This window comes from Sphingomonas phyllosphaerae FA2, assembly GCF_000427645.1.
Taxonomy (GTDB): Bacteria; Pseudomonadota; Alphaproteobacteria; order Sphingomonadales; family Sphingomonadaceae; genus Sphingomonas; species Sphingomonas phyllosphaerae.
The window spans coordinates 100,487-120,985 of record NZ_ATYK01000004.1 but is presented as its reverse complement, the minus strand read 5'-3'; the positions used below and the strand labels follow the sequence as shown (position 1 = coordinate 120,985).

At 64.8% G+C, this 20,499-nt stretch carries 14 protein-coding genes; 3 read left to right on the top strand and 11 right to left on the bottom strand.

Annotated features, from left to right (window positions below):
- On the bottom strand, window positions 1-2,099 hold a 2,099-nt coding region (locus tag SPHPH_RS0100445; protein ID WP_028964945.1), incomplete at its 3' end, for a beta strand repeat-containing protein.
- Window positions 2,100-2,586: 487 nt separating this feature from the next.
- Window positions 2,587-5,559: a TonB-dependent receptor domain-containing protein gene (locus SPHPH_RS0100440; protein WP_028964944.1), complete on the bottom strand. Its 2,973-nt coding sequence runs from the start codon at window positions 5,557-5,559 to the stop codon at window positions 2,587-2,589.
- Between the two features lie 248 nt (window positions 5,560-5,807).
- Between SPHPH_RS0100440 and SPHPH_RS18400 the strand changes: the two genes are divergently transcribed.
- A complete protein-coding gene (locus SPHPH_RS18400; protein ID WP_051272732.1) occupies window positions 5,808-6,320 on the top strand; it encodes a hypothetical protein in 513 nt (170 codons plus the stop codon).
- A gap of 51 nt (window positions 6,321-6,371) precedes the next feature.
- Here the strand turns inward: SPHPH_RS18400 and SPHPH_RS0100430 are convergent, their stop codons facing one another.
- The 8 genes from SPHPH_RS0100430 to SPHPH_RS0100395 form a co-directional block, all read right to left on the bottom strand.
- Window positions 6,372-7,433 carry an NAD(P)-dependent alcohol dehydrogenase gene (locus SPHPH_RS0100430; protein WP_028964943.1) on the bottom strand — a complete coding sequence of 354 codons (1,062 nt, stop codon included), beginning with the start codon at window positions 7,431-7,433 and terminating at the stop codon, window positions 6,372-6,374.
- Window positions 7,434-7,496: 63 nt separating this feature from the next.
- Entirely contained in the window at window positions 7,497-8,810 is a 1,314-nt protein-coding gene (locus SPHPH_RS0100425; protein WP_028964942.1) for an O-antigen ligase family protein, read from the bottom strand.
- Window positions 8,811-8,961: 151 nt separating this feature from the next.
- Window positions 8,962-9,240: a hypothetical protein gene (locus SPHPH_RS0100420; protein ID WP_028964941.1), complete on the bottom strand. Its 279-nt coding sequence runs from the start codon at window positions 9,238-9,240 to the stop codon at window positions 8,962-8,964.
- A gap of 25 nt (window positions 9,241-9,265) precedes the next feature.
- The gene (locus SPHPH_RS21345) at window positions 9,266-9,409 is read right to left on the bottom strand and encodes a hypothetical protein (protein ID WP_202900618.1); all 144 of its coding nucleotides are present in this window, start codon (window positions 9,407-9,409) and stop codon (window positions 9,266-9,268) included.
- Window positions 9,410-9,530: 121 nt separating this feature from the next.
- Window positions 9,531-12,464: a TonB-dependent receptor domain-containing protein gene (locus tag SPHPH_RS0100410; protein WP_051272730.1), complete on the bottom strand. Its 2,934-nt coding sequence runs from the start codon at window positions 12,462-12,464 to the stop codon at window positions 9,531-9,533.
- Window positions 12,465-12,783: 319 nt separating this feature from the next.
- Window positions 12,784-12,963: a hypothetical protein gene (locus SPHPH_RS0100405; RefSeq protein WP_028964939.1), complete on the bottom strand. Its 180-nt coding sequence runs from the start codon at window positions 12,961-12,963 to the stop codon at window positions 12,784-12,786.
- A gap of 3 nt (window positions 12,964-12,966) precedes the next feature.
- Window positions 12,967-14,022 carry a sialidase family protein gene (locus SPHPH_RS0100400; RefSeq protein WP_051272727.1) on the bottom strand — a complete coding sequence of 352 codons (1,056 nt, stop codon included), beginning with the start codon at window positions 14,020-14,022 and terminating at the stop codon, window positions 12,967-12,969.
- Window positions 14,023-14,251: 229 nt separating this feature from the next.
- On the bottom strand, window positions 14,252-14,614 hold the full coding sequence (locus SPHPH_RS0100395; RefSeq protein WP_028964937.1) for a hypothetical protein: 363 nt from the start codon (window positions 14,612-14,614) through the stop codon (window positions 14,252-14,254).
- Window positions 14,615-15,092: 478 nt separating this feature from the next.
- On the opposite strand from SPHPH_RS0100395, the gene SPHPH_RS18395 reads away from it, so the two are divergent.
- Window positions 15,093-17,606 (top strand): TonB-dependent receptor, encoded by a 2,514-nt coding sequence (locus tag SPHPH_RS18395; RefSeq protein ID WP_202900617.1) that lies wholly within the window; start codon window positions 15,093-15,095, stop codon window positions 17,604-17,606.
- 237 nt (window positions 17,607-17,843) lie between these two features.
- Entirely contained in the window at window positions 17,844-18,008 is a 165-nt protein-coding gene (locus tag SPHPH_RS21725) for a hypothetical protein (protein ID WP_337587811.1), read from the top strand.
- Window positions 18,009-18,012: 4 nt separating this feature from the next.
- Here SPHPH_RS21725 and SPHPH_RS0100385 read toward each other — a convergent pair whose 3' ends face one another.
- On the bottom strand, window positions 18,013-20,271 hold the full coding sequence (locus SPHPH_RS0100385; RefSeq protein WP_037487767.1) for a glycoside hydrolase family 3 N-terminal domain-containing protein: 2,259 nt from the start codon (window positions 20,269-20,271) through the stop codon (window positions 18,013-18,015).
- Window positions 20,272-20,499: the final 228 nt, after the last annotated feature.

Sequence of the window (20,499 nt, the reverse complement as noted above, 5' to 3'; positions counted from 1 at the left end):
TTGCCACCTGCGACCGTCACACCGCCGGTGCCCGCGATCGTGCCGTCGAAGCGGTCCGCCGCGTTGGTGAGGATCAGGCCGTTGGTGCCCAGCGCGACATTGCCGGCGCCATCGAGGGTGCGGATCGACGCGTCGCCATTATGCGGCACGATGTCGAACGTACCGTTGGCGGTGACGCCGCTCGACGTCGCGAGGCTGCCGTCGCCCGCCAGACCCAGCGTTGCGTCCTGCGCGATAATCGTGCGGCCGGTGAAGGTGTTACCGCCTGCAAGCTGCTGGTTGCCGCCCGCAACCGTCACACCGCCGGTGCCCGCGATCGTGCCGTCGAAGCGGTCCGCCGCGTTGGTGAGGATCAGGCCGTTGGTGCCCAGCGCAACATTGCCGGTGCCATCGAGGGTGCGGATCGACGCGCCGCCATTATGCGAGGCAATGTCGAACGTGCCGTTGGCGGTGACGCCGCTCGAGGTGGCGAGGCTGCCGTCGCCGGCCAGACCCAGCGTCGCGTCCTGCGCGATGATCGTGCGCCCAGTGAAAGTGTTGCTACCCGCCAGCTGCTGGGTGCCACCTGCGACCGTCACACCGCCGGTGCCCGCGAGCGTGCCGTCGAAGCGGTCCGCCGCGTTGGTGAGGACGAGACCGTTGGTGCCAAGGGCGACCGTGCCGGTACCCGCAATAGACTGAAGACTGACATCGCCGTTGTGGCCCGTTGCGTCCAGTGCGCCGGTGATATCCACCTTGTGCGAGTTCGCCACGCTGCCGCTACCGTCCAGCTTCAGCGTTCCATCGGCGATCGCTGTGTTGCCGGTGTAGGTCTGCGTATTGGTCAGCGTAAGTTGGCCCGCGCCCGACTTTACCACTGCGCCATCGCCCGCGATCGTGCCGGTGTACGTGCCATTGCCCGCCTGTGCGAAGTCGACAGTCGCATGGTTGACGATGTCGCCCTGCAGCGAGTTCGTCGATCCGCGCAGCGTACCGCCATTGACGGTCGTACCGCCCGAATAGCTGTTGGTGCCTGTCAGGGTCAGCGTGCCGGTACCGTTCTTGACCAGCGGGCCAGCCGCGCTCGGCGCATTCGCAATCGTACCGGTGAGGGTCACGTCGTGCGTGCCCGTATCGACGGTGCCGCCGGTGCCGCGGATCGTCAGATTGGTTGGCAGCGTGGTGGAGGAGGTCGGCCGCAACGTGCCGCCGTCGAACACCGGCGCGACGGTTCCGCCGATCAGCTGCGCCTCGGTATAGTTGTTGCCGGGAGTCATGGACGGCGGGGGCGTCGGGGTCGGTGTGCTCCCCGGCAACGTCACGACCGATGATCCGGCAGGAACGCTGTTGAGTTGCAAGGTCGAGAAGAGGATGACGCCGCCCGCGCCGAACGCCTCACCACGACCGTTTGGCACCATCGTGACGCTGTTGAAGCTGTTTCGATCGTCGATCGCTGCGATGAAATGCTCTTCCCCGCGAATGGCAGTCGAGATCCCGCCGACCAGCAGCGGCGTCGATCCGTTGAAGAGCATGTAGATTTGCGAGGCGTTCGCCGTGCCGCCACCCGGAACGGCGTTGCTTGTCGTGCAACATGTGCCCCAGTCGGACACATGCATCCCGATCGCATTTACATTATAGGCCGTCGTGTAGGCGGAATCCGAGAAGAACGACAGCGTATAGCCGTTTGAAATAGCTGAATTGAAATCGCCCGCGGTGTAGCTAACTCCCCAGTTGGTGAAGCCGTCACCGCGCTCATCGCCGTTCTGATTATTTGGCGCCGGATTCCCCGCGAGGGTGGTCTTGACATAGACCGTGGTCCCGCCGCTCGTGACGGCAAAGTTGCTACCGGTGAGATTTGTGAGATCGATCCGGAAAATATCCGAACTCTGCGTCGCACCGGGGTTGGCAGCGTTGTACGCAGCATCGGCCGCCGTTGCCGTGTCGCGGAACGTCTGTTCGCCAGCGACCAGGTCGGCGTTGAAGAAGACCGCCGGCGTGGCATGCGCCGCAACCGCGCCCGCGACGATCGCAGTGACGACCGCAGATGCCGAGACGGAGCGCCGCAGACCAACCTTGCGCTTCGCCAGACCCGTCATCGGCGCGCTGCTGAAACCCTTCATTATACCCCCTAAAAATCGAAAGGGGCGCATCCGCCCCTACACCGAGAGGGGATAGAAGAAAGCCGTTAATACAAGCCTAAGCACCGCATCGCCCCCATTTTTCGAGCGCTACATTAATACTCTCGAGATTGAATACTTATCATCTGTAGCGATCGCGAGCACTACATTTTCAGGTATTTTTCTTAAATCCGACTATATATTATGAAAAAGGCGAGCTCACATAGATTACAGCTGGGCTTGAGTGTCGCTCGTAGAATGGCAATACAGAACAAGGATAATGATACATTAAACAGGTTTGCGACCGCCGGTTTCGGTAGATACCAGCATAGCAGATTGCCGATCTTCTGCCCCGGCGATCGACGGACGGACTGATCCGGCGGCACGGCTCAGAACGGCAAGGATGACGCCCCCGCCATATCCGATCGACGGAAAAAAAAGACGGCCCGGCATTGCCGGACCGCCCAAATTTACCTTTGCAATTCGTTGTTTAGAAGCGGAAGCGCACCGCGACGTAATAGTCGCGACCCAGCACGTCATAGACGCCCGGCCAGGTGTTCGCCTGCTGCCCGTCACTCCCCAGCAGCTGCGGCTTGACGTCGCCGATATTGTTGACGCCGAAGGACAGATTGTACTGGTCGGTCAGGTCGAACGAGAAGGCGAGGTCCAGATAATCCTTCGCACGAAGCCGCGGCACGGCCAGATCGGCCGGGTCGGCGCCCTCGTTGCGAATGCTGTCGGCCTTGACGCCCGCCAGGTGCCGCCAGCGCAGGCTGCTGGTCAGCGGACCATCAATCAGTGACAAGCGGCTGGTCCACTTGAACGTCGGCTGCGGCGTGCCGCAATAATTGGCGCCGAAGTTCCCCGCGCAATAATAGGGATCCTGACCGACTACCGGTGCGAAGTTGTTCTTCTCGGTCCAGGTGCCTTGGAAGAACGCGTTCAGCTTGGTCTCGTTGCCGAACATGCCGAAGCCGAGCCGCTGCGTGTAATCGGCCAGAAGGTCGATACCCGAGGTGCGGAGGCTGGCGGCGTTGGCGTTGGTCGCGGTGACGAAGGTCGGATTCTGGATCGTCCCGTCGGCGTTACGCGAGATCGCCTGGCAATAGATGCTGTTGGCGTCCTTGATGACGTTATAGCACAAATTGAGGATGCCACCGACACCGCCGCCCAGCGAGGTGATGACGTTATCGACCTTGATGTTGAAATAGTCGACCGTCAGGTTGAACCCCGGCAGGAAGCGCGGCTGGATCACGGCACCGAACGAATAGGTGTCGCTAACCTCTTCCTGCAGGTTCGCATTACCGCCGAACAGCCCCTCGATCTGGTCCGCCGGCTGGAGCCCGCGCCCGGTGCCGACCGCGTTCGCCGGCACGCCGGTCGCGGTGCAGAGCGCGACGAGCGACGCGTTGTTCTGCGCACCCGCCGTGGCGCACGGATCGGTCGCGCCCGGAAAGCCGTTCGACTGACCGCCGAACAACTCGGCGACGTTCGGCGCACGCACCGCGCGCGAATAGCTGCCCCGGAACGTGATGTCGCGGATCGGCGCCCAGGTCACGTCACCCGAATAGGTCCACACGCCGCCAACCGCGCCGAGCGAATAATCCGAATAACGGCCCGCGCCGTGCAGTTCGAGCCGCTCAAAGAACGGCCGGTTACCGATGATTGGAACCAGCAATTCGCCGAACACTTCCTTGACGTCGTAGCTTCCTTGGGTGGGATCGCCGCCGTTGAAGCCGACGACATCACCCGACGACAACGCCTGATCGGGGATGAACTGGCTCGCGACCTTGCGATACTCGGTGCCGACTGAGAAGCCGACCGGTCCGCCGCCTAGACCGAAGTCGAACAGCTTGCCCGACACCGACGCCTGCGCCACCTGCAGCTCCGAAATATCGGTGTTCTGCGTGGTGATCGAGAGTGCCTGCGCCTCAGTCGCCGTAATCTGGCCGGGGCCGAAGATGTTCAGGCGGTTGGCGAGCAGTTCGGTGGCGAAGGCCGAACGAGAGATGTTGCCGTACTGGACCTGACCATTACGCGTGCGCGCATAGCTGTAATAGACGTCGTAGGTGAGGTCCTTTGCGATTTCACCGGTCATGCCGATCAATGCGCGATAGGCATTGCGATCGTCGACCGCGCGACGCGAGGAGATCGCGTTGGTGCGCGACGCCAATGCGACGTTGACGATACCAGGGTTGTTGTAGGTCGCCGTCAGCCCTGCCGCGACACGCGCGGCGTCGATCGCGGTTTCCTGTGCATCGATCGCGGCGATCGACTGCGCATCCGCCGCCGACAGATACGGGTTGTTCGTGCGGATGCCGAACGTGCCCCCGATCGGGGTCGGTGCCAGTTCGTTGTCGACGCGGTTGTTGACGAACGTGACCTCGAGATACGGGTTGAAGTGCTCGTTGATCTCGTAATTGGCATAGGCGCCTGTCAGCCAACGCTGCTGCGGAACCTGCAGATAGTTATCGGGCGCATAGTTGTAATAGTCGGCGGTGGTGAACGGACGCGACGTGTTCGGCCCAGTGTAATATTGGCCGAGCGTGCTGTTCGCCGACAGCGAACCCGAACCGCGCGTGTAGGCGACACCGCCGATCGTGGTGGTGGTCGGGTTCACGTAGAAACGACCGTTCGGGACCGACGGGCTGCCGAGCGGCACGAGCCCGGGTGCGCCGTTGACGGTGCCATCGCCCAGTGCGCGCTGCGAGAAGCTACGTGCGCCCTGGAAGATCGAGTCACGCTTGTAATATTCGCCGTAAGCGGTGATGTGCCCGCGGCCGTCGGCGAAGTCCGAGCCGATCGCGACATAGGTATCCCAGCGACGGCCGTCGCCACGCTCGGTGATGTTGTACTGGCTGCCGACTTCGATACCCTGCACGTCGGTGCGCAGCTTGAAGTTGACGACGCCTGCCAGCGCGTCCGAACCATAGACCGCCGAAGCGCCGCCGGTGACGGTTTCGACACCCGACAACAGGAACGCCGGGATCGTGTTGAGGTCGACGATTTGCGAGGTATCGTAGAACATGTAGCGGCGGCCATTGACCAGCACCATCGAGCGGGTCTCGCCGATACCTCGCAGGTTGAGCGTCGCGACGCCGCCGCCCGGGTTGTTCGAGAAGCCCGTCGTCCCCGGAACTACCTGCGGCAGCGTGTTCATCACGCTCTCAACGTTGACCGCACCGGACAGCTTGAACTCTTCCTGGTTCACGATCGACACCGGGCTGGCGCTGACCAGGTCACGACGTGCAATGCGCGAGCCGGTAACTACGACTTCGCCGCTATTGTCCTCGACGCTCTGGTTCGGATTGGCCGAGCTGTTGGTGACGGCCTGTGCACCGACGTTCTGGCTGGTCGACGTGCTTTCCTGCGCCCATGCGGGAGTCGCGGTCAGCGCCGCCGCCAGCACCAGCGGCGCGGCGCCGCTGCGCAACAACGCCCTGATCGAATGGTCAAAGCCCATGAAATTGCCCCTCTTTTTCTTTGCTGCCCGACGACAGCTACCCTCAAGCAGGTGACGCCCCTGTTAGTGGCGTTCACAGCTTATTCAGAACGTCACCGATCCGGCCCGATCTGTAAACCTTTGTTGCATCTGACATCATAAACCGCGTTTAATTGTCACCTATTTGCCACAGATCGGACCGGGACATGACCAATCGAGCCTTTCGTGAACCATCGCGCACGCCGGGCGTGCAGCGATGCCACTCTTGGTTGACGGCGCTGGGCGCCACGTTGCTGATCGCATTTCCAGCGACGGCGCAGGTCCCCGCACCGCTGGACGCGCTGCTCGGCTGTCGCGCGTTGCCGGAGGGGGCGGAGCGGCTGGCGTGCTTCGACCGCACCGCCGCGGCACTGTCGACCGCGATCGCCGACCGCGATCTGGTCGTCACGGATCGCCAGCAGCGCGCCGCGATCGCGAAGAACGAGTTCGGTCGCCCCGCCGGTGCGGCCGTGGCGGTCGAGCGCAAGGCGGACGGTGCGGAGCCCGCGCGCGCGGCGGTGCCGGCCCGCATCGATGCGACGATCGCGCGCGCGGCGCAGCTCGCGAACGGGCGGTGGTCGATCGTGCTCGACACCGGCGCGCGCTGGCAGCAGGCCGACGACCGCATCTTCGCCCGCGATCCGCGCGCCGGGATGAAAATCACGATCACGCGCGCGGCGCTGGGCAGTTATCTGGGCAAGGTCGACGGGCAGATCGCGGTGCGGCTGCGGCGGGTCGACTAGCAGAACTCGGAGAGCCGACGTGTCGTCATGTCGACACGTCGACCGGCCACCTCACTTCTCCAGCGTCGCCATGTCGATGACGAAGCGGTATTTCACGTCGCTCTTCTGCATCCGGTCGTAGCCCTGCTCGACGTCCTTCATGGCGAGCATCTCGATATCGGCGACCAGCCCGTGGTCGCGGCAGAAGTCGAGCATCTCCTGCGTCTCGGCGATCCCGCCGATCAGCGATCCGGCGATCGCGCGGCGCTTGAAGACGAGCGCGCCGACCGAGGGGGAGGGGTGCGGCTCCTCGGGCACGCCGACCAGCGTCATCGTGCCGTCGCGCTTGAGCAGCATCAGGAACTGGTCGAGGTTGTGGCTGGCCGCGACGGTGTTCAGGATGAAGTCGAACGTGCCGGTATGCGCGGCCATCGCGTCTTCGTCCTTCGAGACGATCAGGTCCCGGGCGCCCAGCCGGATCGCATCCTCGCGCTTGTTCGGCGAGGTCGAGAAGACATGGACCTCCGCCCCCATCGCCGCGGCGATCTTCACGCCCATATGGCCGAGCCCGCCCAGCCCGACGATGCCGACCTTCTGGCCCGGCCCGACCTTCCAGTGCTTGAGCGGCGAATAGGTGGTGATCCCTGCGCACAGCAGTGGCGCGACTGCGGCGAGATCCTTCTCGTCATGGCCGATCTTCAGCACGAAGCCCTGCTTGACGACGATCTGGTCCGAATAGCCGCCGAAGGTGTGACCGCCCAGCACCGGATCGGGCCCGTTATAGGTGCCGACGAAGCCGGTGGTCTCGCAATATTGCTCCTCGCCGTCGGCGCACGACGCGCAATGTCCGCAGCTGTCGACCATGCAGCCGACGCCGACCACGTCGCCGACCGCGAACTTCGTCACGTCGCTCCCGACCGCGCGGACGCGCCCGACGATCTCGTGCCCGGGAACGCAGGGGTAGAGCGTGCCGGGCCATTCGCCGCGCGCGGTGTGCAGGTCGGAATGGCAGACGCCGCAGAACAGGATGTCGATCGCGACATCGTCGGGCTGCGGGTCGCGACGCTCGAACGAGAAGGGGGCCAGCGGCGCGTCGGCGGACGGCGCGGCATAGCCGTGGGCGGTGGTGGTCATGCAAACCCTCGTGAAACCTGGATAGGCGCAGTCGCTCAGCCGTGACGGCCTGACTGCGCGCGCTTAACGATCGAGCGCGCGCGCGGTGCCGCGCGGCGCGAGGGAGATCGCAAGGCACGCGACGATCAGCATAACGAATTGCGCGAAGTGCAGCATGCCGTCGAGCAGGCTCATGACGAGGAGGCAGTCGAGCATCAGTACGAAGGGGAGCAAGGCGCGTTCAGCGCGCGCTCTACGGTGCGCGTTCCATGTGCCACCGACCAGGAGGGCCAGCGCGGGCAGGGTGGGGATGATGCCCCAGTTAAGCAGGAATTGCACGACAGCATTATGCGGCTGCACATGGTGCTGTCCGACCGCATGTATCGCCCACCAGCACGAACCGGCACCGGTGCCGAGCAGGGGATGGTGGCGTGCGGTGTCGAGCGCAGCGAGCCACAAGCTGAGGCGACCAGACGAAAAACTGTCCGCCGATCTGTTCATCTCCGGATTGAAGGCGTCGAATAGGGTGAAGGCGGGATGTCCGTATGGCTGAAGCAGGATCGCGAGTGCGGCCCCGGCCAGCAGGTACAGAGGCAGCGTCGTCAGCATCGCGCGCGACCGTGGGCGGCCCGCCATCGCCCCGGCGACCGGCAGCACGCACAACCAGCCGAGCAGGGCTGCACGCGTTCCGCTCCAGAACATCATGCCGAAGGCGAGGGTCATGGCGAGGTACAAGGCCCGGCGGCGTCGCGCGTCGCCCCCAGACAGCCATGCCACCCCTGTCAGCAACGCGAGCACCGCGCCGCACCATGCCCCGAACAGCCGCACCGAAATGAAGCCGGGGATGGCATTGCCCCAATTGATATCGTGCTCCCAGCCGCGCAACGCCGCGGGCAGCCAGGTAAAATGCACCGCGATAGCGACGGCCAGGGCGGCCAGCCCGAGCGCGAACCCGTGCCACACCCCCGCCAGGCGCGCGGGCGGCACCATGCCGGCCAGATACGCCAAGGCCGCCGCGAACAGTAATTGCATCGCCCAGCCGATCGTCAGCCCCAGCGAGAAATCGGGATGCTCCGATACGAAGGCGGAGCTGATCCAGAAAGTCGAGAGAAACAACGTCAGCGCGATGCGTGCCCAGCGCGGCAGCGCCGTCCAGGCCGCACGCATGGTGAAACCGCATTGCACGGCGTGTAGGATCAGCGCGAGTTCGCCGAGCAGCCACAGATGGCCGAGCTGCCGCATCTGTTCCAGCGTCGGCGAACGCATCGCGATGTCGTAGGTGGCATAGAGCATGGCCGCCGCCATCGGCAGAACGAAGCCGCCGACCAACCCAAGCCACCTGGGCAGTGCATCGCCGCGCACTGCGACGGGCAAGGGAGCGGCAAACGCGGCGGTCATTATCGACCGTCTTACGCAGTCGTGGTAAAGGAAGACTTGCCGATCGGAGCAAGTGGCTTGGACGACAGGCGTCATGGAGCGACGGTAGCCATCGAAGCCTGTCGTGGGATTGAAGACTGCCTTCCTACTGCAACGTCGACACCATCTCCGCTTAACCATCAAGGGCCGGCGGTGTGTCGGATCGCTCCAGCTCCACGATCTCGAACGCATGGTCGCGCCAGCCGCGCTGGCGGGCGGCGTCGGTGAGCGGGGCGCGTTTGCGTTTCGCGTCGGCGAGCGAGGCGGTGTGGCCCCAGAAGACCTCGGTCTTGCCGTTGGCGAGCGTCGCGACCACGCGCCAGTAATGCGTGAACGGCGACGCGGTCGGGCCGATCGTCTTGACGTAGCCGTCGGGAAGGCGCGCGGTCAGGTAGAGGCGGCGTTTCGCCATCGGACGACGCGAAACGGGCGCGCGATCAGTGGCCGTAGGTCTTGATGCCGCGGCGGCGCAGCTTCTCGCGGCGACGCTTGCGCATGATCACGATGCCGGTCGGTACCGCGACGATCACCAGCACGCCGATGATCGCATAGGCGACCAGTTCGCGGGAAAGCTCAATCATGCGCCATCCTCTGGCATGGAAGCCGGGTGGTGTCACCCCTTCCGCGTCATCGCTTCATCCAGGTCAACAAACGGCCGCCCGGTTTCCCGGGCGGCCGCCTGTCGTCACGTCATACCCGCGACTAGAAGCGGATCTGCGCGCCCGCGTAGAAGCGGCGACCGATCGGATCGTAGATGTCCGCGGCGGTCGTCGTGCCGGTGATCGTGCCGTAGAACACCGTGTCCTCCAGCACCGGCGGCTTGCGATCGAACAGGTTGTTGACGCCGACGAAGAATTCCATCGTCGAGCCTTCGCCCGCCCGCGCGCGCAACTGCATGTCATGGTAGAAATACGACTTGATGCGGTTGTGGCCGCGGATCTCGTCCGACAGCTCGATCGAGTCCGCATATTCGGCGAATTCGTCCCTGACGGTGTCGAGCATCGGGCTGAGGTACGTCGTCGTCCAGTTCAGGCTGAACGGCCCGGCGCTATAGGTTGCGGTGGCGTTGACCTTGTTGCGGAAGACACCGCCATATTCGAGGTTGCTGACGCCGCTGTAGACCGGCGCCGACGGATCGGACTGCGTCTCGTAGCCGAAGGTGTGCGTCCACAGCACGTTCAGGTCGAGGCGGTCGTCCTCGGCCAGCCCGAGCGCGCGGCCATAGGCCAGGTTGACGTCGAGCCCGCGGGTCTTGGTCGCCGCGACGTTGATGTTCTGCGCATTCACCGTCTGGATACGGCCGGTGCTGTTGCGGATGACGTTGTCGCAGAACTGCGCCAGCCCGCTGAGCAGACACTGCTGGATCGACGTCGAGCGCGGCACGATGTCGATCGCATTCTCCAGCCGGATGTCGAAATAGTCGACGGTCAGGCTGAGCCCGCGGACCTGGTCGGGCTGGATCACCGCGCCGAGCGTCAGGGTCTTGCCCTTCTCCTCGGTGAGATTGCGGTTGCCGCCGTTGAAGCCGTTGATGCTCTGGATGTCGGCCAGCGTGTAGGAGAAGGTGCCACCGTTCTGCACCGCCGCTGCGATCTGCGGGATCGCGCGGCACGCCGCCGCATAGGTGCCGGTCGAGGTCGCGGTCGTCCCGTCGCAGGGATCCTGCACCGACGGGAAGGTCTCCGATGCCGAGGAGAACAGCTCGCCGATGTTCGGCGCGCGGTTCGCGATCGCATACAGGCCACGGAAGCGCAGCCCGCGGAACGGCGAATATTCACCACCCGCGTTCCAGCTGAAGACATGGCCGATCGTCGAATAGTCCGAATAGCGCGCCGCGCCCTGGAGCGAGAGCGATTCCGCGAACGGCAGCCCCTTCAGCAGCGGAATCTGCACCTCGCCGAACGCTTCCTTGACGTTGAAGCTGCCGACGGTGTCCGGGGTCTGGTTACCCGAATTCTGCCCGGCGTTGGTCAGCGCGTCCCAATCCTCGGTGCTCTTCTCGCGGCGATATTCGCCGCCAACCGAGACCTGCACGTCGCCATACGGCAGCGTGAACAGCGAGCCGCCGACGTTGCCGGTGACCACGAACTGCGTGTTGCGGATGCGCACCGCGCGCGGTTCGGCCGCCAGCACATAGGCCGATGCCTCGGGGGTGGCGGTGTTGTAGCCGAACAGGTTGATCGGCACGCAGCCCGCCGCACGCGCCGCGGCGTCGCTGCACACCACGTTGCCGCTGGCGTCGGTGGTCGCGTTCACCGCCTGCGTATAGCGGGTGATGTCGATGTCCTGGCTGCTGGTGCGGTCGCGCAGCTCGCCATAGACGGCGCTCAGTTCGTAGTTCCACTTGCTCGCGAAATCGCCCCGCACGCCGCCGGCGATGCGGAAGGTGTCGCGGTCGTTGCGGTTGCTGCGGCTGAACACCTCGTTCTGGCGACGGCGGAAGGCGATCGACGTCACGTCGTTCTCGGCGATGCCGTCGCTGTTGCGCGCGATGATCTGCTGCCGGATCGCAGCGGGCAGGAACGGATTGTCGATGTTGATGCCACCGACGCCGTCATTGACCGAATCTAGCGCCAGCGCCTCGATCTGCGAGCTGGAACGCGTCTTGGCGTAGGTGCTCTCGAGGAACAGCGTCGCGGCGTCGGCGACCTCGTACTGCGCGTTCAGCGAGCCGATGATCCGCTCGACCGGGGTGGTGATCCGACGCACCGCGTTGCGGTTGAAGCCATAGCCCGACGGGAAGCCGAGCTGCAGGCTGTTGTCAGGGTTGAAGGTGAACAGGTTCGACGCGAACCCGCCATCGTTGCTCGACGCGCCGTCAGCGTTCTGGAACTGGAACCGGCCCTGCGGCGCGTAGCTGCTGTACGATTGCGGACCGCAGCCGAGGTTCGAACAATCCTGCGCCGAGATCGCGCGATTGCGCGAGAACAGCCCTTCTTCCTTCGAATAGGTGACGTTGGCGATCACCGAGCCACGCCCGTCGGCGCCGAACTTGGTGCCGCCGCTCAGGCTGGCGTTGTACGTCGCATTGTCGCCGCGATCGGTGACGCCATACTGGCCGCGCGCGATGATCCCGTCGATGTCGGTGCGCAGGATGTAGTTGACGACGCCCGCGATCGCGTCCGACCCATAGACCGCCGACGCACCGCCGGTGACGACCTCGAACCGCTCGATGAAGTCGGCGGGGATGTTGTTGATGTCGACGATCGAGGTGCCTGCAACGCCCGGCACGAAGCGGCGGCCGTTGACCAGCACCAGCGTGCGCGAGTCACCCAGGTTGCGCAGGTTGATCGTGGCGATGCCGTTGCCGCTGGTCAGGAAGTTGCTGTTCGCGCGGCTGAGCCCCGGGATGCCGACCTGCGGCAGCTTCTGGAGCAGGTCCTGCGTGTTGACGATGCCCTGCGACTGGATCTGCTGCTGCCCGATCACCGCGACCGGCGAGGCCGATTCCAGATCGGGGCGACGGATGCGCGAGCCGGTGACGACGACGTCGCCGGTCGGCTCCTCGGCGCCGTTGGCGTCGGTCTGCACCGGGCCGGCAGCTTCCGCCGCGGTGGTTTGCGCGCCCGCGACGCCGGGCAGCGTCACCGCCATACCCATCAACGCGGTGGCGCACAGAAAACGCGACAAGCTCATGATAAAGAACCCCTCTTTCAGATGGGGTTCATGAAGACGGGGCCGACCGACGATGACAAGCGCCGGACGGGTCCGTGACGATTGTAAGAATTAATTATTACTTAACAGTGTCCTTAAGGGCACGACATGAATTAGCGGCATTCCGGCCCTATCGCCACCCGTCGCAACCTTCTTACCGCGAGCGGTATTGCGACGACCGAAATGGACAATGATGCTGACCAAAAGGTTCAAAGATTACGCAAAGACGATCTAGCAACAATCTAAGGCTGCAGCGTAACATTGGATCGTCATCGTGGAATATTCAGTGTGAACGTCGCTCTCACCGCAATTTCGCGATCGACAGCCCGTCCTCCTTCGCGCGGTCCTTGACCGATTCCTCGCTGCGAGTCAGCGCTTTGGCGATCGCCTTCAGCGCCATGCCCTTTTTGGCGAGTTGATGGAGCTTCTGGATCTCGTCGGGGCGCCACGGCTGGCGGTGGCGTTCGAAGCGTTCGGCCATGACTTACCTCAACTGGCGGGGATCGAGCACGACGTGGCGGATACGCGTGCGGTTCCATGTATAACTAATGTGGACGCGCCCGTCGCGCGACTGGATCACCGCCGGATAGGCGTAACCGTCCTTGATCGGGCGGCTTTCGAGCGTCAGCACCGCGCGCCAGTGCACGCCGTCGTCGGATAGCGCGACGTTCAGCGGCCAGCGCGGACCGTCGCCGGGGGTCGCGGGATCGTGCGCGGCGTGGTTGTAGACGATCAACTGCCGCCCGTCCGCCAGCGTCACCGCATCGGTGCCGGCATTGGGGTTGGGCAAGGCGAGCGCGGCGAGCGGCGACCATGTCCGCCCGCCATCGCGCGAGCGGCTGGTCGCGACCACGCCCTGCCGCGTCCGCGCGACCAGCGCGAGCGTGCCGTCCTTCAGCGTCAGCACGCTCGGCTGGATCGCCTCGAGCCCGACCGGGGAGGCGATCTCCGGGCCGGCGCTCCACGTCCGCCCGCGGTCGGTCGAGCGTTCCATGCGCACGAACCAGCGGTTCTTCTCGGGCGTGCCGACCTCGCGGCTGGACGGCGCCAGCCACGTGCCGTCAGGCAGCACGACCGGCTTGTTCTTGATCGGCCCGAGCACGCCGTCGGGAAGTCGCACCGGCGCGCTCCAGCGGCGGCCGCCATCGGTGGAGGTGATGACCATCCCCCACCAGTCGCGCGGGTTGGGGCCGACCTTGTAGAACAGGTGGAGCGGCTGACCGGCCGGCTGGAACAGCACCGGGTTCCACGTCGGATAGCGCGCGTCGCGCGCGACCGCGACCGGGGCTTCCCAGCCCTTGGCGCTACGGCGCGCGAACCAGATCGCGACATCGGGCCGCCCTTCGCCCGACCCGCCGAACCATGCCGCGGCGATGGTGGTGTCGGGCAGCTCGACGATCGTCGAGGCATGCGCCTGCGGATAGGGCGGGGCAGGGTCGATATATTCGGACGTCACGATCGCGGACGGCGTGGCGGCGGTGAGCGCGAGCAGCACAGGCGCGGCAAGCAGCAACCGGCGGGCAGGGGAGGGCAGGGACATCGCGCGCGGGCTTAGAGCGTTACCGGAGTAGATTGAACCATCGTCATCGCCTTGCGGGCGACCGCTGTGCAGCGGGGCGAGAGGCCAATCATCCTGGACCGCCGTGGCTATCGATCGCGACATGCCCACGATCGTCGCCCCGAACCTGATCCAGGGCCCCGCTTCTTCTTCTCACGGCGCGGGCAAGGAAGCGGGATCCCGGATCAGGTCCGGGATGACGGGGTGGGCCCTACGCCGCCGCCAGCCAGCGCTTCGCTTCGTCGGGGTCGAGGAAGGTCCGGCAATTGGCGCCGACCAGATAGCGTTCGGTCTGCAACTTCGCGAGATTGTTCGCGACCACCGCCGCGATCGGCCGCGACGTGACCTTGAGCGCGCGCGGCATCATCGCGGCAAGCGCATCGACGACCTGCGGCGGCTGGATCGCCCCGGCGCGCAGATCGGCGAGCACCGTGAACGGCCCGTGCCGCAAGCGGAGCGCAGTGCCGCGCGCGAGCAGCTCGGCGACGAAGGCCGCGGTGACACTCGCGCTCCAGAACCCTTCGGTTACGATATGCAGCGTCCGCGTCGCTGCGTCATAGTCGATGGTGTACATGGGGCCGGGCCTTCTCGTCGAAGCCGACCGCTTTAGGATGTGATTGTCGATGAAGGATTAATCGAGCGGCGGAGGCCGTCCGCCGACATTTGGCCCGGCCGTTGTTAAGCGAGATGATGGTTGAACCCGCTGCCGTGAGGCGCACCGCCTGCCCTTCTGGAACATACCACGGCATCGCAGCGCACAGAAGAACTGGCACGGCAGGCGCTCCAGAAAGGGTTGCATCACCCTATCTCAGGTTTTTCGTGCATTATTAATATCTTCGTAGGTTTATTACTCGGGATTGCGCGACTGGCATCTTGACTGATTCCGGTTAAAGCCATCTTCATCGCTCAGCCCGCAGCTCTTCCTTCAACACTCTTCTAACCCATTATGGTGGAATCTTACGTACTTGTCATTGACACAAAAATGTATTTTGTCTGACAAATGTGTGTCGAACGGCAATTATGCCGCCGGCTAAAGATTGAAGGGGGAGGGAATGAAATCCCATCTATTCATGCTGTCGGTCGCCCCGATGGCCTTGCTCGCCATGCCTGCGCACGCGCACGCCGCCGAGCCTTCCGCGCCACAGAGCAACGGCAAGCCGGCCACGAAGCCTGCCAAGGCGGGTTCGACCGAGCAGGTCGATACTGCCGTCGTCCCATCGAAATCCGCGAACACCGACCCACGCGAAACGTCATCGTCCGCCGAAAAGGATGACGACATCGTCGTCACGGGGTTGCGCGCCAGCCTCGAAAGCGCGGCGGCACTGAAAAGAAATTCCGATTCGATCATCGATGTCGTGGTGGCACAGGACATCGGCAAATTGCCCGACGACACCGCCGCCGAGACAATTGCCCGGATCGCCGGCGTTCAGGTGCAGCGCTACAACGACGAAGTCAGCGGCGTGCTGATCCGTGGCCTGCCGGACGTGGCCACCGCCTACAACGGCCGCGAAATCTTCACCGCCGAGTTGCGGCGTGCGCAGCTTCAGGATTTCCCATCACAGGCGCTGTCGGCGCTCGAAGTGTACAAGTCGGGCACCGCGGACCTGATCGAGCCCGGCCTTGCGGGCCTGGTCAACGTCCGTACCCGCCGTCCCTTCGACTTCAAGGGTCTGGAAGTCGCCGGTGGTCTGCGCGGCACCTACAACGACCAGAGCCGGTTCTTCGACCCGCAGGGCAACATCCTGGTATCCGATCGCTGGGACACCGGCATCGGTGAGATGGGGCTGTTAGTCAATGTAACCTATGCCCAATCGCGATACCACAATGGCGTACGTTACAACAGCACCAACATCGCCGACTCCAGCCCGTCCTCGATCATCACACCGAAGCCGGCCGTCACGCCGATCCGCTATCCCTATAGCGTCGGTCTCTACAATGAGAGCGGGAAGCGGTATCGTCCCTCCGGCAATTTTTCGTTCCAATGGGCGCCAGCCAGCAATGCCGAAGTTTATCTGGAAGGCATCTACCAGGGCTATCGCGGCGAAACGATCGTCGACAATTTCGACGTAGATCTCCGCGGCCGTGCGCCGGTGCAGCCCGGGCAGACGATCGGCAATGCGCCGACCCTGAGCGATGTCGTGCTGGTCGGCGATACGACACAGGTCGCGAGCATGACCAAGTCGGGCGGCTACCGTCCCGGCATTTATCGCTCTACCAAGCATGATGCGACCAACACCACGCAGATCGCCACTGGCGGCAAGTGGAGCAGTGGCATTGCGACGCTGTCGACCGACTTCGCCTACAATAAGAGCAATTACCGCGCCACCGCCCACAGTCTCGATTCGGCGCTAACCACGGCACCGACGGTAAAGGTCAATTTCGCTGACGACGGAGGCGCGGCCTTCTCCTTCCCGGACTACGATTTCGCCAATCCGGCCAATTATATCTGGCGCGGTTATTACGAGTCCGACTATAAGGTGAACGGCAAGGGTTGGCAGTGGCGCGGGGACCTGGTGCTCGAACCGGACATGCCGCTCTTGCGTAAACTCCAGTTCGGCTATCGCGTCACGAACCGCGACGCGAACTACATCACCGGCAACCGTTACGCCTACACCGAATCGCTGAAGCGGCCATTCGCCGACTTGCCGATCGGCCAACTCTCGATGAGCCCGAATCCCTTCCGTGGCGCGGTGCAGGGCTTCACCAGCTATCTCGTACCCACCTTCGAAGGGGTCGACGGCAATCAGGCGAAACTGCGCGATCTGTCGCGTCAGGCGCTTCAGCAACTGGTCGCGCTCAATCCCGACGATCAGGGGTATAAGGACGCACTCACGAAGTTTCAGGGTGAGACGGTACCGCTCGATCCTTATTCGCAATTCCATGCCAAGGAGCAGAGTTACGCCGGTTACGTCCAAGCCAAATATGCGTTCGACGTCGGCTCGATGGAAGTAGACGGCGTTGCCGGCCTGCGCGCGGTCAATACCGTCGGTCGCTACTCAGGCCTGTCGAAGGTGACGGTGGATTCTGTCGTTACCGCAACGCCGCGTGACGTGCACCAGAACTATCTGGACTTGCTGCCCAATGCGAGCATGCGGGTGAAGTTCAGCGACAAGCTGCAGTTGCGCCTGGGCTATACCTACACCCGCACGCGGCCGGATTTCGGCACGCTCAACCCGGCGGTGTCGATCGAAAAAGTGGTGATCGATCCGACCAAGCCGGTCGATCCGACCGATCCGAACTCGCGCATTCAGGCATATGGCTCGGGCGGCAATCCCGATCTGCGGCCGCTGACGTCGCGCAATTACGATGTGTCGCTTGAATATTATTTTGCGAAATCCGGGTCGGTGACGCTAGCCGCCTTCCAGCACGACCTCAACGGCTTCATCAATTATTATACCCGCTATGTGCAGGATCCGACCTATGGTTTCATGCAGATCAGCCGACCGGAAAATTCGGGTGAGGGCAAGATCAAGGGGGTCGAGGCCGCCTTCCAGACATTCTTCGGTTTTATGCCCGGCGCGTTGAAGGGATTGGGTGTTCAAGCCAACGCCACCTATCTCGATTGAAAGAACCGGCAGCCGGAGTACGATACCGACACCGGTGTCTTTACTTATGGTGACTTCGTTAAAATTACCGGTCTGTCCGATTGGGCCTATAACCTTTCCGGCTTCTACGAACGTGAAGGGATACAGGCGCGACTATCGTACAATTGGCGGTCGGGTTATGTTCGCTCATTCGGAGTCGACATTCAGAACCGTACCACCACATGGCGAACCAAGCCGATCGGGCGCCTCGATTTCTCCATGAGCTATGACATCAACAAGAATGTCACGGTCGGCATCGACGCGACTAATTTGCTTGCCAAACCGTTCAACAACTTCTCGACCGATAACTACGGCTACGAATATGCGCAGGATGTGCGCGACGAAGGTCGTTACTATGGTGCCGGGGTCCGCTTCCGCTTCTGACCCCTCAAACCAGCATGAATGTTGCCGTTACCCCCTCGGCCTCGGCCGAGGGGGCGACCCACAGGCGGAAGGCGCCGGGTTCGGTGGTCGGCTTCAGGTCGCGGCCGGTGAAGGACAGATCGGCGCGGGTGAGCGTGAATTCCACCGTCCGGCGTTCGCCCGGCGCTAGCATGACGCGCTTGAATGCCTTCATCACGCGCATCGGCTGCGTCACGCTGGCGACGACGTCGTGGACGTAGAGCTGCACCACCTCGGTCGCCGCGACGCGGCCGGTGTTGGCGATCGTCGCGCGGATCGTCAGCGGGGCAGCGTCTGTCAGCGTCTTCGCGCTCAGCCGCAGGTCCGCATAACCGATCTCGCCATAGGTCAGGCCATGCCCGAACGGGAACAAGGCGCTGTTCGGCACCTCGCGATAATGCGCCTTGTAGGGCTGTAGCGCGCCCGCCGGGTTGGGGCGGCCGGTGCTGCGGTGCGCGTAATAATAAGGCACCTGGCCGCTGGCGCGCGGGAACGATACCGGCAGCCGCGCCGAGGGCGACACCGCGCCGAACAAAACGTCGGCGATCGCCGGACCGTCCTGCGAGCCGAGGAACCAGGTCACCAGCAACGCCGGCGCCTTCGCCACCGCCCCCGACAGCGCGAGCGCGCGGCCGGTGCGGAGTAGCACGACGTACGGCTTGCCGGTTGCGGCGATCGCCTCGGCGAGCGCCTGTTGCGCGGGCGGCACGACGATTTCGGTGCGCGACTGCGCCTCGCCCGACATGTTCTGCGTCTCGCCGATCGCGAGCACCACCACGTCGGCCGCGCGCGCCGCGGCGACCGCGCGCGCCACGTCGGTGCCGTCGTCGACGGTCGCGTCCGGCGCGATCTCGCGCACCGCGGTTTCGAGGTCGACCGCCTCGCGATCGGTGCCATAGACGTTCCACGGCCCGATCAGGTCGTGGCCACCGCCCGCGAACGGACCGATCAGCGCGATCCTCTTGTCCGAGCGGGGGAGGGGGAGCAGCGCGCCCTCGTTGCGCAGCAGGACGATGCTGCGCGCCCCCGCCTCGCGCGCGAGCGCCAGCGTCTCGGGGGTGCGCAGCCGCGCCTTTTCGCGCGCCGGGTCGATGCGGCGGAACGGGTCGTCGAACAGCCCGAGCGCGACCTTGAGCGCGAGCACGCGGCGCACCGCCTCGTCGAGCCGCGCCAGCGGCACCTCGCCCTTCTCGACCAGATCGGGGAGGTATTTCAGATACAGCCCGCTCTGCATCGACATGTCGACCCCGGCGAGGAAGGCGAGCCGCGCGGCGTCGCGACCGTCCTCCGCCAGCCCGTGCGCGATCAACTCCTCGTCGCCGGTGTAGTCGGAGACGACCAGCCCGCCGAACCCCCATTCCTTGCGCAGGATCGTGTCGAGCAGCCACGGATTGGCGGTCGCGGGGACGCCGGACAGGTCGTTGAACGACGCCATCACGGTCGGCGCCCCGGCCGCGAACGCCGCCTGGAACGGCGGGAAATAGATGTCGCGGAGTGTACGTTCCGACATGTCGACACTGTTATAGTCGAGCCCGGCCTCGCCCGCGCCATAGGCGACGAAATGCTTGGCGCAGGCCGCGACCGCGTCCGGCGAAGCGATGCCGCTGCCCTGAAAGCCCGCGACGCGCGCCGCCGCCATCAGCCGCCCGAGCAGCACGTCCTCGCCCGATCCCTCGACCCCGCGCCCCCAGCGCGCATCGCGCGCGATGTCGACCATCGGCGCGAAGGTCCAGTCGATCCCCGACGCCGACGCCTCGACCGCCGCGGCGCGCGCGGTGCGGCGCGCGAGTTCGGGGTCGAAGCTGGCCGCCTCGGCAAGCGGGACCGGGAAGACGGTGCGCAGCCCGTGAATGACATCGGCGGCGAACAGCAACGGGATCTTCAGCCGCGAGCGGCGCACCGCCTCGGTCTGCATCCGCCGCGCCATCTCCGCGCCATTGCCGTTGAACACGCCGGTCAGCTCGCCGCGCCGGACCATCTTCAATTGCGCGTCGAAGCTGGACGCCGCGCCGGCCGGGTTGAGCGAGATCGCCGCGCCGCCCGCCCAGGCGGCGGCGAGCAGGTTGAGCTGCCCGGCCTTTTCGGCGAGCGTCATGCGCGGGATCAGCGCCTCGACCTCGGCGGGGAGGGGGCGGGCGGCGACGGTGGCGAGCAGCGCGCGCGCCGGGCTCGCCGACCATGCCAGCGCCGCGCCCGCGCCGGCCAGCCATGCGCGCCGTGTGATCCGCCGGTCGTGTCCGTTCATCCTGCTCCCTTTCCCACTTCGTCCGCGCGCCGTCGTCTTGCGCGCTACCTACGTCGTCGCCCCGAACTTGATCCGGGGCCCCGCTTTCTTTCCCCCCACGAGAAGAAGAAGCGGGGCCCCGGCTCAAGGCCGGGGCGACGGGTGGGGAGGGGCCGTCGCATCACACAACGTCTTCCCACCCCTTCGTCATTGCGAGCGTAGCGAAGCAATCCATGGCGTCCTGGTCCG

What these genes read in the sequence shown, in the direction of transcription:
- SPHPH_RS0100440 (WP_028964944.1), bottom strand. Translation starts at nt 5,559, where the DNA reads ATGGGCTTTGACCATTCGATCAGGGCGTTGTTGCGCAGCGGCGCCGCG.
- SPHPH_RS0100430 (WP_028964943.1), bottom strand. Translation starts at nt 7,433, where the DNA reads ATGACCACCACCGCCCACGGCTATGCCGCGCCGTCCGCCGACGCGCCG.
- SPHPH_RS0100425 (WP_028964942.1), bottom strand. Translation starts at nt 8,810, where the DNA reads ATGACCGCCGCGTTTGCCGCTCCCTTGCCCGTCGCAGTGCGCGGCGAT.
- SPHPH_RS0100420 (WP_028964941.1), bottom strand. Translation starts at nt 9,240, where the DNA reads ATGGCGAAACGCCGCCTCTACCTGACCGCGCGCCTTCCCGACGGCTAC.
- SPHPH_RS21345 (WP_202900618.1), bottom strand. Translation starts at nt 9,409, where the DNA reads ATGATTGAGCTTTCCCGCGAACTGGTCGCCTATGCGATCATCGGCGTG.
- SPHPH_RS0100410 (WP_051272730.1), bottom strand. Translation starts at nt 12,464, where the DNA reads ATGAGCTTGTCGCGTTTTCTGTGCGCCACCGCGTTGATGGGTATGGCG.
- SPHPH_RS0100405 (WP_028964939.1), bottom strand. Translation starts at nt 12,963, where the DNA reads ATGGCCGAACGCTTCGAACGCCACCGCCAGCCGTGGCGCCCCGACGAG.
- SPHPH_RS0100400 (WP_051272727.1), bottom strand. Translation starts at nt 14,022, where the DNA reads ATGTCCCTGCCCTCCCCTGCCCGCCGGTTGCTGCTTGCCGCGCCTGTG.
- SPHPH_RS0100395 (WP_028964937.1), bottom strand. Translation starts at nt 14,614, where the DNA reads ATGTACACCATCGACTATGACGCAGCGACGCGGACGCTGCATATCGTA.
- SPHPH_RS18395 (WP_202900617.1), top strand. Translation starts at nt 15,093, where the DNA reads ATGAAATCCCATCTATTCATGCTGTCGGTCGCCCCGATGGCCTTGCTC.
- SPHPH_RS21725 (WP_337587811.1), top strand. Translation starts at nt 17,844, where the DNA reads ATGAGCTATGACATCAACAAGAATGTCACGGTCGGCATCGACGCGACT.
- SPHPH_RS0100385 (WP_037487767.1), bottom strand. Translation starts at nt 20,271, where the DNA reads ATGAACGGACACGACCGGCGGATCACACGGCGCGCATGGCTGGCCGGC.